Raw genomic sequence first — 23,836 nt, forward strand, 5'->3', positions numbered from 1 at the left:
GTATGGATTTCCTAGCTTTGTTTTTTACTAGAAATCTATTTTTATGAAACTTTATCCAATAGAATCCGGAAATTTTAAACTTGACGGAGGTGCAATGTTTGGTGTTGTACCCAAAACAATCTGGAACAAAACCAATCCCGCTGATGCCAATAATTTAATCGATATTGCTGCGCGTTGTTTACTTATTGAAGACGCAAACCGCTTGATTTTGATTGATACCGGAATGGGAGATAAACAATCAGAAAAGTTTTTTGGATATTACTCACTTTGGGGTTCACATTCTTTAGATAAATCTTTGGCAAAATATGGTTTTCACCGAGATGATGTAACCGATGTTTTTATGACGCATTTGCATTTTGATCATTGTGGTGGAAGCGTTCAGTGGAATTCGGATAAAACGGGTTATGAACCTGCTTTTAAAAATGCGAAGTTTTGGACAAATGAAAATCATTGGGAATGGGCAACAAAACCTAATGCCAGAGAAAAAGCTTCTTTTTTATCAGAGAATATTTTGCCGATGCAGGAAAGTGGACAACTGAATTTTATTGAAAGACCAAATTCTGATTTTGGGTTCTCTAAAGAATTAGGCTTCGAAATCTTTTATGTTGACGGTCATACCGAAAAACAAATGATTCCTTATATAAAATATCAAGATAAAACCATTGTTTTTTGCGCCGATTTATTAGCGACAGCAGGACATATTCCGCTTCCTTATGTAATGGGTTATGACACACGACCGTTGTTAACAATGCCGGAAAAATCAAAATTTTTAAATGCAGCAGCAGATCAAAATCATTATTTGTTTTTGGAACACGATGCGCACAATCAAATTATAACAGTTGAACATACTGAAAAAGGAGTGAGGCTGAAAGAGGTATTTACCTGCGAAGATATTTTTTAAAATATACCTTAAAATCATAAAAAAGTCCCGTTTTCTATGGAATGAAAACGGGACTTTTAAATTTGATTAATTGCAATTATTCGACAATTATTTTTTTGGCAGAAGCCGCATCTTGATTGATTAAGTATACGTAATAAACTCCTCTCGGTAAGCCAGATAAATTGATTGTATTAGTTGTGTTAGCAGACTCTAAAGTAAATGATTTTACAAGTTGTCCTAGTGTATTATAAACATTTGCTTTTTCTACTGAAACATTGCTAATGGTTAATTCTCCTTTTGTTGGATTTGGATAAAGTGACGCTTTATTTAGAACATTATCATCAACACCTAGTTGTTTACAAGTTGAGGAATATGTTGTTGATGACTCTTTAATATTTGACCAGTTGGCGTTAGAATAGTTTGCGTCATCGACAGTAATACAACTTAAAGATGTAAGTCCTAAAAAGCTTGTTGTTAAATTAGAAACAGTTTGTTTACTAGTGGTTGAGTTAATAATAAAGTTTTTGTTATTTCCATTTTTGACATTTAATTCTAGCAACGGATTTGCTACAACATAAATGACTTTAAGATTAGTGTTTTTTGATAAATCTAAAGTAGTAATTTGATTTAAAGATGCATTTAATATTTCTAAACGGGTATTGTCACTTAGATTTAAAGAAATCAGTTGATTGTTACTAATATCCAAAGAGGTCAGAGCGGTAAAATATTCAATTCCTGTTAAATCTTTAATATTGCTATTTGAAAGATCTAAAGAAGTTATAGAATTGACATCGGAAATTGTTATTTTTCCGTTTAAACCATCGGTATCAATTCCTAAATCAATTAATTTTTGTTCAAAATGACTGTCAGGAATTATCGCATAGAACGTTGGACAATCTGTGTTGTAGGTAGCAGTCATGTCTTTTAACGTTGCCCAATTTGCATTGGAATATTCTGCATCATCAACCTGAATACAAATTAAATCTGGGTTATTAGAAAAATCTGATGTTTTAATATGGAGTTTTTTGTTATTTCCATTTTTTAAATTTAGTGTTTTAAGTTTGTTTTGGGAACAGTCTAAACTGTCTAAAAGAAGGTTTTTAGATAAATCTAAAGATGTTAATTCATTTTCAGAAACCCTTAATCCTCTCAATGAAATAAAACCTGCTATTCCTGTTAGGTCTTTTATAGCATATTTGCCAATATATAAATGCTCTACGTCACGGATGCTACTATTTAGTACTTTTCCATTTTTTCCGTCTTTGTCAATACTAAGCATAATTAATCTTTCTTCAAAATTACCATCAGGAATCATAGTATATTCCTCTGTGCAATCGGTACTGTAATTTGCTGATATATCTCTTAACGATGACCAGTTTGCATTTGAATAAGTTGTATTATCAACTTGTATACAAGTGAGGTTTGGGTTGTTTCTGAAATTGGAATTCTTTAGTTCTAAAATAGTATTATTTCCGTTTTTCAAATTCACTGAAGTTAATTCATTGTGATCGAATGCTAAAGTGCTTATATTCGGATTTTTAGAAATGTCAAGATTAGATATTAGATTATTAGAGCAATAAAAAGAAGATAAATTTGTATTACTTGAAATATCAATTGCTGTAATAAAATTATCACGAATATCTAAGCTGGTAAGTAAGGTGTTTTTTGATGTATTCAAAGCCGTAAATTGATTCTTACTACAGGATAACTCTGTCAAATTTAAATTTTCTTTAATATCTATATTTTTTAAAGAGTTTTCAGAGCAAACTAAATTCTTTAAAGAAACATTGTCTGATAAATCTAATGAAGTCAATACGTTTTTTGGACATTCTAACAAAGAGAGGATTGCGGCATTTTTGATGTTTAAAGTTGTCAATTTATTAGAACCGCATTGTAGATATTCCAAAATAGTATTTTTAGATAAGTCTAAAGTTGTTAATTGATTAAAATTAAGAACCAATCCATACAACTCTTTGTTATTAGATAAATCTAAAGTTGTTAAGCTGTTATATTCTGCACTTAAAAAAGATAATTTTGTATTCTGACTTACATCTAGTGTTGTTAATTCGTTTTTTCCAATTGATAAATTGGCTAATAAAGTGTTTGGTTTAAGATTTATATTCTTCAATTTGTTTTCTCTGGCAGATAATGAGGTCAATTTTGTATTTGAAGAAAGGTTTAAAGTCGCTATTTGATTTTTATCTACATTAAGAGATGTTAATTCTCCAAATGCTTCAATACCAGTCAAATCTTCAATCGAGGCAGAAGAGAGATTTAAACTCTTCTGTGCCATTATGTTTGTATTTAAAATCTTTCCATCAATAGGTTCGGCATCAAGACCTAACTCAATAAGTTTTTTTTCAAAATTTGGATCTGGTATAGCGGTATAACTGCTATTGTCTGTTTGGGAAGTATATAATCCTGCAATCTCTTCAGGTGATAACACACGATTCCAAATACCAATATCATCTATTGAACCTTCAAAATAATTGTTTGATTTATTTTTTCCAATTCTAAAAAGATTTCCATAACCGTTTGTATATAAATCAGCAGTTCCGGTTAATTTAAGTACATTGTCTATGTAAACACAATAAGTATTCGTGTCTTCATTGAAGGTCATGACAAAAAAGGTCCATTTATTACTCAAATAATTTTCTTGAGATGAGAAATTTTTTGAATCAAATTGAATATCTAAATAACCTTTGCTATAAAGACTTATTTTAAACCAATAATTTGGATCAGTTTCATTTCCATAGCTTACGAGACAAAAATCTAATTCTTTAGAGTTTACAGGAAGACCCGCTTTAAACCATCCGGTAATAGTTCTTGAGCCTCCTTTTAATGGATAGTTTTTTATGTCAGCTTCGATAGCGCTTGTAGTTCCGTTAAAAGAATAAGCACTATTACTACTTCCAAATCTGTCTGTGGTAAGCGTGGTATTTGTAGCTATTCCATTTGATTCATTTCCACTCGTGTCATTTGCATTTCCATTAAAAGGATAATAGGCAAGCAAACCTTCAATTGGAATTCCATTTACTGTACCAGCGATAATTGTCACATCAACTGCCGTTTTTGTGCTTTCGCATCCGTTGATAGTTTGTGAAACATAATATTTGCCCGTTTTGAGAGTTGTTTCTGAGCTTAAGGCTATTCCTGTTTCAGCAACATTATACCACTTAAGATTAATCCCAGAAGCTTGTAATTTAGCAACAGTGGCACCGTTGTTATATGTTTGTGCAATTGCTGTTGGAGGTAGAGTATTGCTTTCATTGATTACTGCAGAATTTGTGACAATGCATCCATTACTGTCTTTCACCATAACTGTGTAATTTCCAGCTGACAGATTAACAAAATTCGAGGAACTTTGATATCCAAAAAGAGGTGAAATCGCATATTGATATGATGATGTCCCGCCTTTTGCCGTAATGCTAATTTGTCCATTATTACTGCCATTACAGCTTGCAGTTGTAAATACATTAAAACTAATTAGAGCTGGATTTGTAATCTCAACACTTTTTGTGATTGATAATGAAGCAGCATCTTTTACCGTACAAGTATAAGTTCCAGCAGTCAATCCAGTAATTGAAGCTGTTGTTGCTCCATTAGACCAAAGGTAAGTATATGGAGCTGTACCGCCCGAAACAGATGCTATTGTGGCAGAACCGTTAGATTCGCCTGTACATTTTAAATTTATTTGGGAAGTTGTTACTACAAACGAAACTTGACATGTAACTGTTATCGGTGCATTTTTATAAACATTTGTACCGTCACCTAATTGACCATAAGAATTGTCTCCGAAAGTCAACATAGTCCCATCAGTACTCACTGCAGCTTTGTAATACCAGCCTGCGGTTACAGCTTGCCAATTTTTTCCTGTTCCTATTTGTATTGGTATAAGGCTGTTTAGGGTTGTGCCATTTCCTAATTCATTGTGTGAATTGTATCCCCAAGTCCATAAAGAACCATCTGTTTTTATAGCAATTGAATGATCGCCTGCCGCTCCTAAACTTTTCCAATCTGTTGATGTTCCAATTTTTATCGGAACATAGCTATCCGTAGTTGTGCCGTTTCCTAATTCTCCATATTTATTTTTCCCCCAAGCCCATAAGGATCCGTCTGTTTTTATAGCAATTGTATGACTGCCTCCTCCGCATATCGTTTTCCAATCAGTTGCTGTTCCAATTTTTTTTGGCGAATAACCTTTTGAAGTAGTACCATCTCCTAATTGTCCTGTATCATTTCCTCCCCAAGTCCATAAAGTGCCATCTTTTTTTAAGCCTATAGTGTGATAATAACCTACGGTTATCTCTTTCCAATCTGTAGCTGTTCCAATCTGTTTAGGAATTCCGGGTCCCGAGCTGGTTCCATTTCCTAATTGTCCAAAATAGTTATCTCCCCAAGCCCACAAAGTTCCATCATTTTTTAAGGCAACTGTATATTGATTTCCTGCAGCAACTGTTTGCCAATCAACTGCAGTTCCTATTTGTGTAGGAATGGTTTTATTTGTACTGGTACCATCTCCTAATTGCCCATTTTTATTTCCTCCCCAAGTCCATAAAGATCCATCTTTTTTTAGAGCAACCGTGTGATCAGTGCTGGTAGCGACTATCTTCCAATCAGTAGCTGTTCCTATTTTTTGTGGCGTGTAGTTATTTATAATGTTGCCATCTCCTAATTGTCCACTTTTATTTTCTCCCCAACTCCATAAGCTATTATCTGTTTTTAAGGCAACAGTAAAGCCGTATCCAGAAGTTACTGTTTGCCAGCATTGGGCATCTATTTGTGAAAAAGAAAGAATTAAAATTAAAAGTAAAATTTTTCTCATAGAGTAAATATTGGGTTATATAATAATTTGAAAATCTCAAAGCCAAATGTAAGAAAATTATTCATATTTGCGAATGGATTAAAAATCATAAAAAAACCATTTTTGTTTAGTTGAAAATGAACTGCCCCCAAATAGTGTCAAACTTTTTAGGGGCAGCTAATAATTTGAGAACGGGACTTTTAGGTTAAAATTAGCTTAGTTATTCTTTTATAATTTTCTTAGCTGAAGCCGCATCCTGATGGATAAGGTATACATAGTAAACACCTCGAGGCAAGCCAGATAAATTGATTGTATTATTTGTATTAGTTGATTCTAAAGGAAATGATTTTACAAGCTGTCCGAGTGTATTATAAACATTTGCTTTGTCTAAAGAAACATTGCTAATGGTTAATTCTCCTTTTGTTGGATTTGGATAAATTGAAGCTTTATTTAAGACATTGTCATCAAGACCTAATTGTTTACAGGTTGAAGAATAAGTTGCTGTTGCATCTTTGATATTTGTCCAATGTGAATTAGAATAATCAGCATTGTCAACTGTAATACAAGTAAGTTTTGAGTTGTTTAAGAAACTTGTATCTATGCCAGATGCACTTTTTTTACTCGCTGGATTCGGTAATATGAAATTTTCATTATTCCCGTTTTGTAGATTTAGTGATGTTAATTGGTTATGCGCAACATTAACGATTTTAATATTTTTATTCTTAGAAAGATCTAATGTTGTGAGTTGATTTGATCCGGCATTTAATGTTTCTAGCGCAAGGTTGCTGCTTAGATCCAAAGTTGTCAATTGATTATTGCTGCAGTCCAAATAGATTAATGAGGTGAAATTTTCGATACCAGATAAATCTGTAATATTTCTATTAGAAAGATCTAAAGAAGTAACTGAGATTGCATCTGCCATCGTAATTTTTCCGTTAAGACCATCTTTATCAATTCCTAAATCAATTAATTTTTGTTCGAAATTACTATCCGGAATTAGAGTAAACAATTCTGAGCAATCTAAACTATAATTCGCAGTAGAGTCTTTTTTGTCAACCCAATTTTGATTGGAGTAGTTTACATCGTCTACTTTAATACAGGTTAATGCGGGATTATTTGATAAATCCAGCCAATCAATTGAGAAGTTTGTATTGTTTCCGTTTTTTAAATTTAAAGTTTGTAATAATGGGTTATTTGAACAATTCAAAATAGTTAAACGACTATTTTTACTAGTGTCTAACGATTCTAATTCAGTATATGCGCAAAATAATTGAGTTAGATTTTTTTGATTTGATATGTTTATTTCTTTTGTTGGATTAGCAGTAAAATCTAGTAAATCCAAAGCAGTATTTTCCGTTACATCTAATGTTGCTAATTTGTTGTTTGCAGCAGTTAAAGCAACTAAATTTGTGTTTTTGCCGAGTGATAAATTAGTTAATTGGTTATTACTGCAATCTAAAATTTGTAACTTATTGTTATTACTCAAATCTAAAGATGTGAGGGAATTATAGAAACATGTTAAGAATTCTAATTCTGAACATTGACTAATGTTTAAAATCTTTAATTGACCTGATGTACAAATTAATCTTTTTAAAGCTATATTTTTATTTAAGTCTAAAGTTGTAAAATTATTACCACCGCAACTTAGTTCTGTTAAAGCTATATTTTTTTCTAAGTCTAAAGTTGTCAATTTATTGCTACCACAACTTAGATCTGTTAAAGTTGTATTCTTACTTACATCTAAAGTTGTTAGGTTATTTTCATCGCATTTTAAATGCGTTAAAGAGGTAAAATTTTCAATTCCGGTTAAATCCGAAATTGAACTTCTAACAACATTTAAATCAGTAACATCAGTAATGTGTTTAGTAAAAACTTTTCCATCTGCAACACCAGAATCAATGCTCAAAGAGATTAGTTTATTCTCAAAATTTGCATCGGGTATTTGCGTAAACAGAGAAGAACAGTTTACATTGAACGTCGCTGTAGCATCTTTTACATTCATCCAGTTTGCATTAGAATAAGTATCATCATCAACTTCAATGCAATACAAATTGGGGTTATTTCTAAAATCTGAAAAGGTTAAATCTAAAATAGCATTATTGCCGTTTTTTAAGTTTAAAGTTTGCAGTTGATTATTTTGGCAAGCCAATTCGGTTATTTTTGGGTTTTTTGAAATATCAAGAGAAATCAATTTGTTATTTAAACAATCCAGTAAATTCAATTCGGGATTAGAAGATACATCTAAAACAGATAATTTATTGCCATGACACATTAATTGCTCTAGTAAAATATTCTGCGAAACATCCAGAGCTTCAATATCATTGTAGTGACAAATTATAGAGGTCAAAAGTGTATTTTTTGAGACATTAAGACTCGTCAAATCATTATTGTCACAGGTTAATTCTGTTAAAGCAATATTACTATCAATATTTAAGCTCGTTAATTTAGTAAAACTAACGGTTAAACTTTTTAATTGTTTATTTTGAGATACATCTATACTTCCCAACTGATTTGACCCTGCGTTCAAATTAATCAGATTGGTGTTTTTTGAAAGATTTAAAGTTGTGAATGTATTTTTTCGGCAGTTAAGTGTTTGTAATAAAACGTTAGAACTAATATCTAAATTAGAGATATTGTTAAATGCAATATTTAAATCTAACAATTGAGTGTTTTGAGATAAGTCTAAAGTCGCTATTTGATTATTAGATGCATTTAAAGTAGTTAGATTAGTATTATTTGAAATGTTTAAACTACCTATTGTGTTTCCTGAACAAACAAGGGTTTCTAATAAAGTGTTAGCGTTAATATCTAAGCTAGTCAACTTATTTCGCTCAACATTTAAAATTTTTAGTTTTGAATTTTTAGATAGATTTATACTGGTTAATTGATTGCTAGCTACAGATAAGTTGGTTAAAGATGTAAATCCTTCTATCCCAGTTAAATCTGATATAGTAGAACCGGAAAGGTGTAGTTTGGTTACAGAACTAATATCTGATGTTAAGACTTTTCCGTCAGGTGTTCCCGCGTCTAGTCCTTTAGCAATTAAAGTCTTTTCAAAATTGATATCTGGAATTAACGTGTATTGCTGGGCATAAATTGAAAAATTTGCTAATAAAAGCAATAAGAGTAGTTTTATTCTCATAGGTTTTTTTTTGGTTTTGGTTAGAGAAGTATACGATTTTAAGGTTGTTTTTTGATCAATTAAAAATGCTTTAGTTGTATAAAAAAAAAACCATTTCCAGCTAACTGAAAATGGTTTTTTGTGTATTGTGAATTAAAGGAATCAAAGCTTAGTTTGTTTTAAACTTCCAAACCTGGCCTACAGTTTCGCCTCCTTTATTGTCTTTTACAACTACTTTCCAGAAGTATTGTTTTCCAGCTTCTGTTGTAACGTCAACATTTTTTTCGGACTTGTTTTCGCTTATTTTTTGTGTTGGCGGATTTGCCGTTCCAAAATAAACATCGTAGGTCAATGTATCTGCTGTATCAACATCAGAGGCATTCCATTTTAAAGTGGTAGTGGTTGCACTCAAACTGGTGTTGATTGCCGGAGAAACTAATTCCGGAGCAAATGGTAAATGATTTACTACAGCTTCTCCTGAAGTATAAAATTTAAAAGTAGCCGAATAAGCACTCGCTAATCCCTTAGAGTCTGATGCTTTTACTCTCCAATAATAGGCTGTGTTTTTCTCCAAAGTTACATTAGTAGACAATGATGAGTTCGTAAGGGTTTGTACAATTTGAGCAAATGCATTGTCTTTAGCAACCTGAATTTCATAAGAAACTTGGTCTTTTTCCGGATCTGTTGATCCAAACCATTGAAAAACAACAGCATTGTCCAGACATAATTTATTATCTGCAGGAGAAACTAATTCAGGTACTGAAGGCGCTGTGTTTGCAGGAGCTGGTTCCGGATCGTCACCACCACTGCTGCAAGATGCAAATATTAAACCAGCGATTGATAGGTATATAAAATTCTTCATTTTTAATTTTTTATAATTTTTAGATATTCCGGAGTTTCCAAATTAACTTTAGCTGAGTAAATTCCAGCGGCTTGATTTTCCAGATTCAACAATGCTTTTCCATTTTCAAGCGTATAATTTTTGCTTGAAATTAATTGTCCTGCAAAATTGAATAAGTCAATTTTAACTTCATTTTTCTCCGTTGGAATTTCAATTTCAAAACTTCCTGAAGTAGGATTCGGATAAGCTGCAAGAACAGTTCCTAATTCGAAAGAAGAAACCTTTTTAGAAAGTACACCTTCACAAGCTTTTGCTGTTGCAATTTCAACTAATCCAGCTGTAGCTAAATTTAAACTGAAATTGGTATCGGTTGTTTGAAATTGTTCCGTTCCATCAACAAATACAGTAAATGGAGCAGTTCCTTCTGTAATTTCTACATTTACTTTTTTAGAAGCTACATTAGATTTTCCTGTAATTGTTGCACCTTTTGCAATCGTAACATTGAAATTTTGTTCGTAAACCATTTCAGGAATTGTAATCTTAATTTTGTAAACTCCCGGAGTTAATGCAGAAACTTTTAAAGCATTGTTTGTAAAAGTGTAAGGCGTGTCATTTATCGTTGCATTATAAGCAAACGAAGCTTTTCCAACAATACTAATTTCGCCATTATTTTCTCCTAAACAAGATTCTCCTTTGCTCTCAACAGTAAAGTTGTTTGCAGGTAAAACCAATTCTCCAGTACATTCGGTATTATAAGTAGCGTTAGCATCTTTCTTATACAACCAATTTTTGTTAGCATATTCAACATCATCTACTACTATACAGTACAATTTTGGATTTGATGTAAACGAGATATAGTTGTTGTTTATTAAGGTGTTTTTACCATTTTTAAGATTTACGCTCGTTAATTGATTTGAATTTACCATTAAAGAGGTTAATAGAGGATTTTGTGAAACATCTATCGTTTCAATTTTATTCTCATTTACTTCCAGTCCGGTAAGGACTTTATTTTGCGAAACGTCAAGAACCGTTAGCTGGTTTTTTTTGGCATTTAAATAAGTTAACTCTTTATTTTGTGTAACATCAATTGCTGTTAATTCATTTGAAAAAGCGGTTAAAGACCTTAAGGCAGTGTTTTTAGAAGTATTTAATGTTGCTATTTTATTTCCACTAATACTTAACTCTCTTAAAGCTAAATTAGAAGTTACATCGATATTTGTCAATTTATTGGAATCGATGTATAATCTTTCAAGTGCAGCATTTTGCGATACATCAATAGTTGTCAATTGATTCTCGCTTATAGTAAGTGATTTTAAAACTTTGTTTTTAGAAATATTTAATGTTGTTAAATTATTTTGACCACAATTTAAGCTCTCTAAATCAACATTTTGAGTCAAGTCTAAAGCAGTAACTTTGTTATCTGCCATATCAAGAAGCTTTAATTTCAAGTTTTTAGAAACATCTAATTTTGCAACAGTTCCATGATAGCAATAAAGTTTTTCTAAGTTTATAAAACCTTCTACTCCCGTTAAATCTGTAATTTTATAATCCGAGTCATTAGCGTATAATTCAGTCAGATTTGAAATGTTTGATGTAACAACTTTACCGTTTACACCATCTTTGTCAAAACCTCTATCAATTAATAATCTTTCAAATTCAGGATCAGGAATTAAAGTGTACTGAATATTTTCAGCACAATTTTCAGAGTATTCTGCAGCGGCATCTTTTGCTTTCCAATTGTTTGCAGAGAAAGTTGCGTTATCAACTTGTATACAAAGTAAATTCGGATTTTCAGTAAAGTTATTGTTTGCTACAGATCCAAAGTTTGCATTGTTTCCGTTTTTCAAATTTAGATTGTATAAATTATTTCCGCTACATTCAATCTCTTTAAGTGCTGTATTTTTTGATAGATCTAAAGTGGTTAATTTGTTAGAATTTATCAATAATGATTCAAGTTGAGTATTGATCGAAAGATCTATTGCTGTAATGTTGTTAGTACTACAATTTAAATTGGTTAATAAATTGTTTTTGTAAAGAACAAGATTGCTTAATTGATTTTCAGAACAATTTAATGTGTTTAAAGAAACAAAATCATTTATTCCGGTTAGGTCTTTAATGTTGCTGTTTGAAACATCTAAAGTTGTTATTGCAATAATACTTTTGGTTTCAACTTTTCCATTTTTCCCGTCTTTATCAATTTTAAGGGCGATTAATTTTTCTTCAAAATTAGCATCAGGAATTTCAGTATAGTCTACCTGAGTTGGGCAAGAGTCAGAGAAACTTGCGGCGGCGTTTTTAAAACCAGACCAATTAGTATTAGCGTTATCTACATTGTCAACCTGAATACATGTTAGCGCATCTGCCTTGAAAGAGGAAGTTACATCACCACTTTTTTCTTTGAAATTTAAATTATTTCCATTCTTTAAATTCAAATTGGTTAACGAATAAATGTATGAACAGTCTAAAGCAATTAATGCACTGTTTTTAGATAGATCAAGAGATTTAAGTTTTGTATAACTACAATTTAAAGCTTGTAATTTTGAGTTTTTAGAAAGATCTAAATCTATTAAATCATTATTTTTTACTGTTAGTGTTTCTAGATTTAAATTGTTGGAAACATCTAAGTATTTCAAATTGTTACGATAAGTATAAAGAGAGGTCAAGGCAGGATTTTGTGACACATCTATTTTTGAAATTTGATTTTCGTCAAAACTTAAAACTTTTAAATTTTTGTTGGCTGTAACATCTAGAGAAGTAATTTGATTTTTGTCAACACTTAATACTTCTAAATTTAAATTTTTTGAAACATCCAGAGAGGTAACTTTATTATAATACAAGACAACACTTTTCAGTTCCAGATTGTTAGAAATGTCTATCGTTTTAAGTGTTGTGAAATAAACGTTTAAATCTGTTAAATGACTAAGCTTAGAAATGTCTACATTAGGGAAATTATTTTGTGAGCTGACACTACCATTGAAGTTTAATTCGGTCAATGCAGTAAAAGAATTCAATCCTGTTAAATCAGTTATTTTATCAGGATTAATATATAATTTATCGATAGACATTGCTCTGGATTTTAATATTTTACCATCAACAACTCCATCAACATTATTTGTTAATAATTGTGTTTCAAACTCAACATCCGGAATTAAAACATATTCAGGAGTTTCGCAAGTTAAAGAGAAATTTACAGATTTATCTTTTTTATCGGCCCAGTTTGTGTTAGCATAATCAACATCATCAACTAAAACACAATATAAATTTGGAGTATTTGTCATACTTAATCCCAAAGAATTTATTGTTGCGTTTGCACCATTTTTTAAATTTACAGTCTCTAAAGAGCGATTATCATCTAACTTTAAAATTGCTAGCGAAGTATTTGTAGAAAAATCTAAATTTTTTATTGTAGTTCTTTCGCAATAAAAAGTCTTTAGTTTTGTTAGCTTTGAAAGGTCTACGCCAGTTAGTTTATTCGATGAGATTTTAACATCTACTAATGTAGTGTTTTCAGAGATATTTAGATTTGCTAATAGGTAGCTGTCTCGGGTATCTAAATTTTGCAACTTTAGGTTTTTAGATAAATCTAAACTGGTAATTTTAGTAGAATATAGATTCAAATCTTGTAGAGCAATATTATTTGAAAGATCTAAAGTTGTCAAGTTATCGTAAGAACAATCCAGATTTACTAAATTAATATTGTTTGGAACGTCAATAGTAGATAATCCTGTACGCGCAACATTTAGAGAAATTAATGCTGTATTTTTTGAAAGATCTATTGTTGTTATTTTATTTTGATAAAGAAATAAATGCTTCAGGTTTATATTTGCCGATAAATCAATTTTTTCAATACTATTATAATTTAAATTAAGATAATTTATAGCTGTATTTTTTGAAAGATTTAAAGCGGTTAATAAATTTGAACTAACATCTAAGTCAGTTAAATCAATATTATTAGAAACATTTAAGCTCGTTAATTGATTATTAGAACAACTTAATTTTGTTAAATTGAGATTAGAGATATCTAAATTTGTTAATTTATTAGAATTACAATTTAAGCTTGTTAAAGCAGTAAAATCTTGAATTCCTGTTAAATCAGAAATGGAACTGTTAGAAACATCTAAACTTGTTATTTTAGAAAAATTAGAAGTAAGAACCTGTCCATCGGCAACACCAGAATCGATTCCCAGGGCGATAAGTTTGTTTTCGAAATTTACATCGGGAATTTTAGTATAAGTTTCAGATCCTTCAACATATACTTTAACATCGTCAATTAAAATACCGAAGGGTTGATTATCAAAAGTAAAAGTAGAAAAACTCAAGTCATAAGACAGGTTTTGATCTGCAGTAAAAGTTGTTTCTTTATTTGTCCAAAGATTGTCGCTGGCAAAAGAACTGCTCGATAAATTACTTGCAGCTCCGGCAGCTGAAATTTTTAAAGAAAGTGGATGATCACCACTAAAATTTGCGTCGAGATATTTATACCTATATTTTACAGTATAAGTTACGCCGGCTTTTAACGCAATTTGAGTTGTCATTTTTGGAATTGCAGTACTACTTGAGATATATAATTCTGCGGCGTAGTCACCAGCACCCAAAAAATGACTAGAAGTTGCATTTTCTACTGTCCAGCTCTCTGGTTGTGCACCTGTGGTCCAGGTTGTGAAATCACCATTCGGGACTAAATTGGTCTGTGCATAAATAGAAAAATTTGCTAATAATAGCAACAAGAGTAGTTTTGTTTTCATAGAATATGATTAGAATTAGGACGCGCAATTATAGACAAATTAAACCGAATATCCTTACGGGAAACCGTAAAACCCCGTATTTTTACCTGGTTTTTACATAAGTTTAAAATTCAGATAATATTTTTACTTGTCTTTTTCTGCCTTTAAATCTCGTAAGTGTTTGATTATATAAGCGTTTGAAGCCCATATAAGCATGATTTGTTTTAGTCTAAAAATCATAACACAGTGTTAATCGTTAGTTTTTTGTAACAAAAAATCATAATTTAGGCGCATCTTTAACTATATATTAAATTGAGATACATGAGTTATATTAAACCTATTAAATTATCTGCTTTTGCATTACTGGTTTTAGCAGGATGCAGCGCTACAGTACAAGCGCAGGATGCAGCACCAAAAAATGTTATTACTGCTCCATTAGTAGTTGTAAAAAAAGCTCCGGTAAGTGAAAATGAGTTAAAAAGATGGAGTCATCTGGATTTGGTTAAAGATTCTATTCCCGGAATGAGTGTTGACAGGGCTTACGCCGAATTATTACAAGGTAAAACGGGTAAAAAAGTTATCGTTGGAATTGTCGATTCAGGAGTTGATATCGAACATGAAGATTTGAAAGGGAATATCTGGACAAATCCAAAAGAAATTCCCGGAAACGGAATCGATGATGATAAAAACGGATTTATCGATGACATTCACGGATGGAACTTTCTTGGAGAAGCAGTTCATGAAAACCTTGAAATGACTCGTGTTGTTAAAAAAGGGGACGACGGTTCTGCAGAGTATAAAGAGGCTTTGGCTCAATATAATAAGAAATACGAAGAAGCTTTAAAAAACAAAGAACAAGTAGATTTTTTACTTGAAGTTCATAAAACGATTCAAAAAGAGCTGAACAAAACAACGTATAAAGTTGAAGATTTAGCAGCTATTACATCAACAGATCCAAAAGTTTCGCAAAGTAAAAATATAATGACCCAAATATTTGGGAACGCCGGTCCAACTTTTGATCCTGAAGCTGATTTTGGAGAATATAAAGACCAGGTTTATGATGAATTAAATTATAATCTAAACAAAGATTTTGACGGAAGAAAAGCAGTAGGAGACAATCCGAATGATATTAAAGACAATCATTATGGAAATAATGTTGTTTTTGGTCCGGACAAAGAAAAAGCATTGCACGGAACTCACGTTGCCGGAATTATCGCTCAGGTTCGCGGAAATAATTTAGGCGGAGACGGTGTAGCAAACAATGTGGAAATCCTTACCGTAAGAGCCGTTCCGGATGGAGATGAATATGATAAAGATATTGCATTGGCAATTCGTTATGCAGTTGACAACGGAGCAAAAGTAATTAACGGAAGTTTTGGAAAAAGCTTTTCTCCACACAAAGACTGGGTTTACGACGCTTTAAAATATGCTGCTAAAAAAGATGTTTTAATTGTTCATGCAGCTGGAAATGATGGATATAATATTGATGAAAATAAAAACATCAATTATCCAAACGACTCTAAAGACAATGTAAAAGAGTTTACAAACAACGTAATTACAATTGGTGCTATCAACAAAGAATATGGCGAAAATGTAGTAGCAGGATTCTCAAATTTCGGAAAAATAAACGTTGATGTTTTTGCTCCGGGTGAAGAAATCTATGCAACAATTCCTAACAATAAATACAAATATTTGCAGGGAACTTCAATGGCGGCTCCAAATGCGGCTGGTGTTGCGGCATTAATTCGTTCTTATTATCCAAAATTAAAAGCGTCTCAGGTTAAACAAATTTTAATGGATTCAGGAGTAGCGCTTCCTTCAAAAGTAGTTTTGGGCGAAAGCGAAAATCCAGGCGAGAAACCAGCAGCAGTTTCTTCAGTTGAATCTTCAAGAACAGCAAAAATGGTAAATGCTTATAATGCATTGCTAATGGCTGAAAAAATGTCAAAAAAATAATCAAAATAAAGAATTCTAATCTGATGGAAGAGCGGAAGCTCTTCCATTTTTATTGAAACAAGCATGCGTAAAATTTTAGTATTATCCTTTCTGAGTTTAGGTTTAAACTCTGCTTTAGCACAAAATGCTCCTTATTGGCAACAACACGCCGATTATAAAATGGAGGTGTCAATGGACGTTAAAAATTACCAGTACAAAGGGAAACAAGAGTTGGTTTATACCAATAATTCTCCTGATACTTTGAGAAAGGTGTTTTATCATTTGTTTCCAAATGCATTTCAGCCAGGAAGCGAAATGGATGCCCGTCTTCATTTCATAAAAGATCCGGACGGAAGAATGGTTAATAAAGTAAAAGGTGCAGACGGAAAAGAAACGAAACAAAGCCGTATTGAAACTTTAAAACCAAATGAAATTGGATTTTTAAAAATTACAAACTTCAAACAAGACGGAGCAGTAGCACAAACTCGTGTTTCGGGAACAATCTTGGAAGTTACTTTGGCTAAACCAATTTTGCCAAATTCAAAATCTACTTTCTCTCTTGATTTTGATGGTCAGGTTCCGGTTCAGATTCGTCGTTCAGGAAGAAATAATTCTGAAGGAGTTGAACTTTCAATGTCTCAATGGTATCCAAAATTAGCCGAATTTGATTTTGAAGGCTGGCATGCCGATCCATACATTGCAAGAGAATTTCACGGTGTTTGGGGAAATTTTGATGTAAAAATCACAATTGATAAAGACTACACAATTGGTGGTTCAGGATATTTACAGGATAAAAACTCAATTGGTCACGGTTACCAAGATGCAGGCGTAACAGTGGTTTATCCTAAAAAAGCTAAAACTTTGACATGGCATTTTATTGCGCCAAATGTTCACGACTTTACTTGGGCTGCCGATAAAGAATACACTCATGATATCGTAAAAGGACCAAATGATGTTGATTTGCATTTCTTCTATAAAAACAATCCAAAAACTACCGAAAACTGGAAACAGTTAGAACCATTAATGGTAAAAGTTATGGATTATTACAATCATAGAGTGGGGCAATATCCGTACAAACAATATTCATTTATTCAGGGCGGCGATGGCGGAATGGAATATGCAATGTGTACTTTAATGTTAGGAAACGGAAGTCTTGAGGGAATTCTTGGTACTGCAACGCATGAATTAGGACACTCTTGGTTCCAGCATATTTTGGCTTCAAACGAATCTAAACATCCTTGGATGGACGAAGGTTTTACAACCTATATTGAAGATAGCGCTTTGAATGAATTAAAAGGTGATAAAAAAGAAGTAAATCCGTTTAAAGGAAATTATAATGCGTATTACAGTTTAGTAAATTCTGGTAAAGAACAACCGCAAACTACGCACGGAGATCGTTATGACGAAAATCGCCCTTATAGTATTTCTTCTTATGTAAAAGGAAGTATTTTCCTTTCTCAGTTAGAATATGTAATTGGAAAAGAAAATGTTGATGCAACATTACACAGGTATTTCAACGATTTTAAATTCAAACATCCAACTCCAAATGACATCAAAAGATCTGCTGAAAGAGTTTCAGGAGCAGAGTTAGATTGGTATTTAACAGATTGGGCGCAAACAACAAATACAATTGATTACGGAATCAAAGATGTTGCGGATAATGCAGGAAAAACAACAGTTACTTTAGAAAGAATTGGAAGAATGCCAATGCCAATTGACTTGAAAGTAGATTATACTGACGGAACTTCTGAGACATTCTATATTCCGTTGAGAATGATGAATTTCATCAAACCAAATCCAAATCCAAACGAAAAAAGAACAGTTTTGGAAGATTGGGCTTGGGCACAACAAAACTATAGTTTTTCAATTGACAAAAACAAAACAGCAATCAAAAAAATCACTATCGATCCAAGCGGATTAATGGCTGATGTGAAAGCTGCTAATAATGTTTTTGAAGTGAAGTAATCTTCAAAAAGAATAAAAACAGAAAGTCCCGTTTAATTAATTTAAACGGGACTTTTTTAGTTATCAGTAGAAAATCAATTGCCTCCACTTTAGTTGGAGGAATAAAAATGAAAATAAAAACCTCCAGCTAAAGCTAGAGGCAATTGAAATTTTCACTTGATGATATGAAGCAAATTGTGCTGAGAAATAATTAGCTCAAATGCTCAATCATATCTTTAGTCATGGTTTCCAAATCGAATTTATGATTCCATCCCCAATCTTCTCTTGCAGAAGAATCATCGATACTTGCCGGCCAGCTGTCCGCAATTTTCTGACGGAAATCAGGATTATAAGTAATTTCAAATTCCGGAATATGTTTTTTGATTTCGGCAGCAATTTCAGTTGGCGTAAAACTCATTGCAGCCAAATTGTATGAAGAATGAATTTTAATTTCTTCAGCCGGAGCTTTCATGATGTTGATCGTTGCGTCGATTGCATCATCCATATACATCATTGGCATTTTGGTTTCAGATGATAAAAAGCATTCATATTTTTTATCGGCAATAGCCTTATAGAAAATATCAACAGCATAATCTGTGGTTCCACCGCCCGGAGGAGTCGACCAGCTAATTAAACCCGGATAACGAATACTACGAACATCAACACCATAAATATTATGATAATATTCGCACCATCTTTCGCCCGCTTGTTTACTAATTCCGTAAACAGTTGAAGGTTCCATTACAGTATATTGAGGTGTGTTTTCTTTAGGAGTTGTTGGTCCAAAAACAGCAATACTTGAAGGCCAGAATATCTTTTTTATTTTTTGGGCTTTAGCCAAATTTAAAACGTGAAAAAGAGAATTCATATTCAAATCCCATGCAAAAGCAGGATTTTTTTCAGCAGTTGCAGATAAAAGCGCTGCCATTAAATAGATATCTGTAATTTGGTGTACTTCAACAAGATGCTCAATTTGGTTGAAATCTAAAGCATTGACAACTTCAAAAGGTCCTGAGTTTACAACATCAGTATTTAACTTTCGAATATCCGAAGCAATTACATTTTCTGTTCCGTATAATTTACGAAGCTTTTGGGTCAGTTCTGTCCCAATTTGGCCACAAGCGCCGATGATTAATATTTTTGGATTCATTGTGTAGTTTTTAGTTAAGCAAATATAAGGTTTTCGCAAATAATTTTAATTTTTAGATAAACTAATTATAAATTTAATAATTATAAAGTTTGTTTGTTGGATTATTCTCTTTTCCAGCGGTGTGCCTTTGTGCTTGCTTAAGTGTGCCCGTGTGTCTCCAAGGGTGTGTCTGTGTGCCTGTAGAGGTGTGTCTGTGTGTCTTTGGGAATTTGATCTTGAAAATCATTTTTAGAAATCATAAGCGCTAAATAAAGTATCTTAATTTTTTAACGGAATAACAATTTGGGTTACCAAAAAATAATATTGATTTATAGAATCTTTAGCAAAAAACAGAATTCGTAATTGTAAATTTACTTTGTAACTTTGTAGCTTAATGTTTTTACCAAATGAAATATAAAATAGCTCTCTTTCTGCTTTTGATTTTTGTACTGCAATCCTGTCAGGATGAAAATGAAAAACGTCGTGCTGAAAACGAAAAAGTAGCAAAAAAGAATGAGAAAATCTTCAATAACATCAATAAAGCCTGGATTTTTATTGATGAACCGATTAATGATATTGCAGAGCAAAAAATAAGTTCATGGAATGAATGGCGCGACTTTCTAAAAGAAATCGGCGAGAAGCCAAGAAGAACAATTGGAGCATTTCAAAAAAAGTCAAAAGCGATTTCGAATAAAGCAATGGCTTTAAACAATAATATTCCGCCCGAATTTAATCAGCCGGCAATTAAAAGCCGAATTTCTATTTTGATTACCAAAGTAAGAATGATGGATTTATTTATTCATTTGAGTAAAATTCCGGATGAGAAAGTAACGTTCTTAATTGGAGATATCAATAAAGAAATCGTTTCACTGGAAAGACAAATGGATAAAATTGTTGAGAAAGCAAAAATTCCAAAAGAAGAAGGAGAAGCTGATTTCTTAAGAATGTTGGATACAACCCGTGCAATTCCGAATACAAATGCCGATCAGATGCGCATGCATAATCTAGATCAAAATTCACCAAAAGTTGAGTAAAAACGCCTTATATACTATCTACGATAATTTGCCAAAAGCGCAACAGATTGCAACAAATCTGTTGGAGGGAAATCAAATAAAAATGCATCTAAGCGGTTTGCTTGGATCTGCGGTTTCGTTTGTAATTCGTTCGGTTTTCAGGAAATCTGAGCTACCATTTTTGATTGTTTTAGACAATAAAGAAGAAGCTGCTTATTACCTGAACGATTTGGAACAAATGATTGGAGAACAAGATGTTTTGTTTTATCCGGCTTCGTTCCGTCGTCCATACCAAATTGATGAAACTGATAATGCCAATGTTTTGCTTCGCGCTGAGGTTTTAAACCGAATCAATTCCCGAAAAAAACCAGCCGTAATTGTTACGTATCCTGAAGCACTTTTTGAAAAAGTTGTTACGAGAAGAGAATTAGACAAAAACACTTTAAAAGTGGCTTTGAATGATAAAATTTCGATTGATTTTATTAATGAAGTTTTGTTCGAATATGAATTTAAAAGAGTTGATTTCATTACAGAACCCGGAGAATTTTCGGTTCGTGGAGGAATTGTCGATGTTTTCTCTTTTTCGAATGATCATCCTTATAGGATTGAGTTTTTTGGAAATGAAGTAGACAGCATTCGAACTTTTGATGTTGAGACACAATTATCAGTTCAGACGCATAAAAAAATCACGATTATCCCGAATGTTGAAAACAAGCTTTTTCAGGAAAACCGTGAAAGTTTCTTAGATTATATTGCAGAAAGAACGGTTCTTTTTATTCAAAATACCGAAGGACTTTTTAGTCAGTTGGACAAACAATTCGCTAGAGCGGAAGAAGCTTTTGAGAAACTTTCAAAAGAAATAAAACACGCCACTCCGGAACAATTGTTTTTAAATCAGGCTTCATTTATTAAACGATCTTTGGATTTTTCTATAGTCGAATTGTCAAAACCAGTTTATAAAACGACGAAGAAATTCGAATTTCATATTCAGCCACAGCCTTCATTTAATAAGCAATTTGATTTGTTGCTGAACAATTTGAGCGATAATCATTTTAACGGATATAAAAATTATTTGTTCTGTTCGAATGAAACGCAGGCAAAACGTTTTCATGATATTTTTGAAAGTTTAGACGAAGCCAATTCTGAGAATATCAGAAAGCAATATAATACTATTGTATTGCCATTATACCAAGGTTTTATTGACGAAGAAAATCAAATAACGGCTTATACAGATCATCAGATTTTTGAGCGTTATCATAAATTCAACATCAAAAACGGTTATTCTAAAAAGCAAAATATCACTTTAAAAGAATTAACCGCACTTTCTGTTGGCGATTATGTAACGCACATTGATCACGGAATTGGGAAATTTGGCGGCTTGCAGAAAATTCAGGTCGAGGGAAAAACACAAGAAGCCATTAAATTGGTTTATGCCGATAATGATATCGTGTATGTGAGCATTCACTCGCTTCATAAAATTTCCAAATACAACGGTAAAGACGGAACGCCTCCAAAAATCTACAAATTAGGATCGAACGCTTGGAAAGTTTTAAAACAAAAAACCAAAGCGCGCGTCAAACATATTGCGTTCAATTTGATTCAGTTGTATGCGAAACGAAGATTAGAAAAAGGTTTTCAATTTGCGCCGGATAGTTATTTGCAAAACGAATTAGAAAGTTCGTTTATTTATGAAGATACTCCAGATCAAACCAAATCGACGGCAGAAGTAAAAGCCGATATGGAAAGCGATCGCCCGATGGATCGTTTGGTTTGTGGTGATGTTGGTTTCGGAAAAACAGAAGTTGCGATTCGTGCCGCTTTTAAAGCGGTTGATAATAGCAAACAAGTTGCTGTTTTAGTTCCGACGACTATTTTGGCGTACCAACATTACAGAACTTTTTCGGAACGTTTGAAAGATATGCCAGTTTCAATTGGTTACTTAAACCGATTCAGAACAGCAAAACAGAAAACGCAAACTTTAAAAGATTTAGCCGAAGGAAAACTAGATATCGTTATTGGAACACATCAATTGGTAAACAAAAATGTAGTTTTTAAAGACTTAGGTTTATTGATTGTTGATGAGGAACAAAAGTTTGGAGTAAACGTAAAAGATAAATTAAAAACGATTGCTGCAAATGTTGATACATTGACGTTAACGGCAACGCCAATTCCGAGAACGCTTCAATTTTCGTTAATGGCGGCTCGAGATTTATCAGTAATTACGACGCCTCCGCCAAATCGTTATCCAATTGAAACAAATGTAGTTGGTTTTAATGAAGAGATTATTCGTGATGCGATTTCGTATGAAATTCAACGAAACGGGCAAGTTTTCTTCATCAATAACCGAATCGAAAATATAAAAGAAGTGGCAGGAATGATTCAGCGTTTGGTTCCAAATGCTAGAGTCGGAATTGGTCACGGACAAATGGACGGTGCCAAACTTGAAGAATTGATGTTAGGTTTCATGAACGGAGATTTTGATGTTTTGGTGGCAACAACCATTATTGAAAGTGGATTGGACGTTCCAAATGCCAACACGATTTTCATCAATAATGCCAACAATTTCGGATTATCAGATTTGCACCAAATGCGTGGTCGAGTAGGGCGAAGCAACAAAAAAGCATTCTGTTATTTCATTTGTCCGCCGTATTCTTCTATGACCGAAGATGCAAGAAAACGTATTCAGGCATTGGAACAATTCAGCGAATTAGGAAGCGGTTTCAACATTGCGATGAAAGATCTTGAAATTCGTGGTGCAGGAGATTTATTAGGTGGTGAACAAAGCGGTTTCATTAATGAAATTGGTTTTGATACGTATCAAAAAATCATGAACGAAGCGATTGAAGAATTGAAGGAAAATGAATTCAAAGATTTATATCCGGAAGAAAATGATATCGATACCAAAGAATATGTAAAAGATATTCAAATCGATGCCGATTTTGAGCTTTTATTCCCAGATGAATATATCAACAACGTTTCAGAACGTTTGGTTTTATACAACGAATTGGGAGCAATCAAAGACGAAGCCGGTTTACAGGAATTCGAGAAAAAATTGATTGACCGTTTTGGTCCGTTGCCAAAACAAGCTATTTCATTATTAAACAGCATCCGAATAAAATGGATTGCAACGAAAGTCGGAATTGAGAAATTGGTTCTGAAACAAGGCAAAATGATTGGATATTTTGTTTCAGATCAACAGTCTGATTATTACCAATCGGTGAAGTTTAGGAATGTTTTAAATTTTGTTCAGAAGCATAGCAATATCTGCAAAATGAAAGAAAAACAAACCGTTAATGGATTACGTCTGTTGTTGACTTTTGAGAATGTGAAGTCTATAAAACGTGCGTTGGAGTTGATGGAATTGTTTGAGGAGTAAAAAAAGATAGCCACGAATTCACGAATTAATCTCTTTAAAATAATTCGTGAATTCGTGGCGAAAAAAATA

General features: G+C 32.6%; 10 protein-coding genes. 5 read left to right on the plus strand and 5 right to left on the minus strand.

The window, feature by feature from the left end:
• Nucleotides 1–43 precede the first annotated feature (43 nt).
• Complete coding sequence (locus tag BD847_RS08945; protein WP_115887937.1) at nucleotides 44–901, plus strand: MBL fold metallo-hydrolase; 858 nt, start codon at nucleotides 44–46, stop codon at nucleotides 899–901.
• A gap of 76 nt (nucleotides 902–977) precedes the next feature.
• On the opposite strand, the gene BD847_RS08950 is transcribed toward BD847_RS08945, so the two are convergent.
• The 4 genes from BD847_RS08950 to BD847_RS08965 all read right to left on the minus strand — a co-directional run bounded on the left by BD847_RS08950 (nucleotide 978) and on the right by BD847_RS08965 (nucleotide 14,391).
• The gene (locus BD847_RS08950; protein WP_115887938.1) at nucleotides 978–5,705 is read right to left on the minus strand and encodes an RCC1 domain-containing protein; all 4,728 of its coding nucleotides are present in this window, start codon (nucleotides 5,703–5,705) and stop codon (nucleotides 978–980) included.
• Between the two features lie 199 nt (nucleotides 5,706–5,904).
• Entirely contained in the window at nucleotides 5,905–8,826 is a 2,922-nt protein-coding gene (locus tag BD847_RS08955) for a leucine-rich repeat domain-containing protein (protein WP_115887939.1), read from the minus strand.
• A 148-nt stretch (nucleotides 8,827–8,974) separates the two neighbouring features.
• Entirely contained in the window at nucleotides 8,975–9,667 is a 693-nt protein-coding gene (locus BD847_RS08960) for a glycoside hydrolase family 78 protein (protein WP_115887940.1), read from the minus strand.
• Between the two features lie 2 nt (nucleotides 9,668–9,669).
• Entirely contained in the window at nucleotides 9,670–14,391 is a 4,722-nt protein-coding gene (locus BD847_RS08965; protein WP_115887941.1) for a T9SS type A sorting domain-containing protein, read from the minus strand.
• Nucleotides 14,392–14,691: 300 nt separating this feature from the next.
• Between BD847_RS08965 and BD847_RS08970 the strand changes: the two genes are divergently transcribed.
• Both BD847_RS08970 and BD847_RS08975 read left to right on the plus strand, forming a co-directional pair.
• Nucleotides 14,692–16,326, plus strand: coding sequence for a S8 family peptidase (locus tag BD847_RS08970; RefSeq protein WP_115887942.1), 1,635 nt, complete (start codon nucleotides 14,692–14,694; stop codon nucleotides 16,324–16,326).
• A gap of 63 nt (nucleotides 16,327–16,389) precedes the next feature.
• Entirely contained in the window at nucleotides 16,390–18,270 is a 1,881-nt protein-coding gene (locus BD847_RS08975; protein WP_115887943.1) for a M1 family metallopeptidase, read from the plus strand.
• A gap of 190 nt (nucleotides 18,271–18,460) precedes the next feature.
• Here the strand turns inward: BD847_RS08975 and BD847_RS08980 are convergent, their stop codons facing one another.
• Entirely contained in the window at nucleotides 18,461–19,399 is a 939-nt protein-coding gene (locus BD847_RS08980) for an L-threonine 3-dehydrogenase (protein ID WP_115887944.1), read from the minus strand.
• Between the two features lie 386 nt (nucleotides 19,400–19,785).
• Between BD847_RS08980 and BD847_RS08985 the strand changes: the two genes are divergently transcribed.
• On the plus strand, nucleotides 19,786–20,412 hold the full coding sequence (locus BD847_RS08985; RefSeq protein ID WP_115887945.1) for a hypothetical protein: 627 nt from the start codon (nucleotides 19,786–19,788) through the stop codon (nucleotides 20,410–20,412).
• Nucleotides 20,405–23,767: a transcription-repair coupling factor gene (gene mfd / locus BD847_RS08990; protein ID WP_115887946.1), complete on the plus strand. Its 3,363-nt coding sequence runs from the start codon at nucleotides 20,405–20,407 to the stop codon at nucleotides 23,765–23,767. The genes BD847_RS08985 and mfd overlap by 8 nt, the downstream gene beginning before the upstream one ends.
• Nucleotides 23,768–23,836 lie beyond the last annotated feature (69 nt).

The organism is Flavobacterium cutihirudinis (genome assembly GCF_003385895.1).
Taxonomy (GTDB): Bacteria; Bacteroidota; Bacteroidia; order Flavobacteriales; family Flavobacteriaceae; genus Flavobacterium; species Flavobacterium cutihirudinis.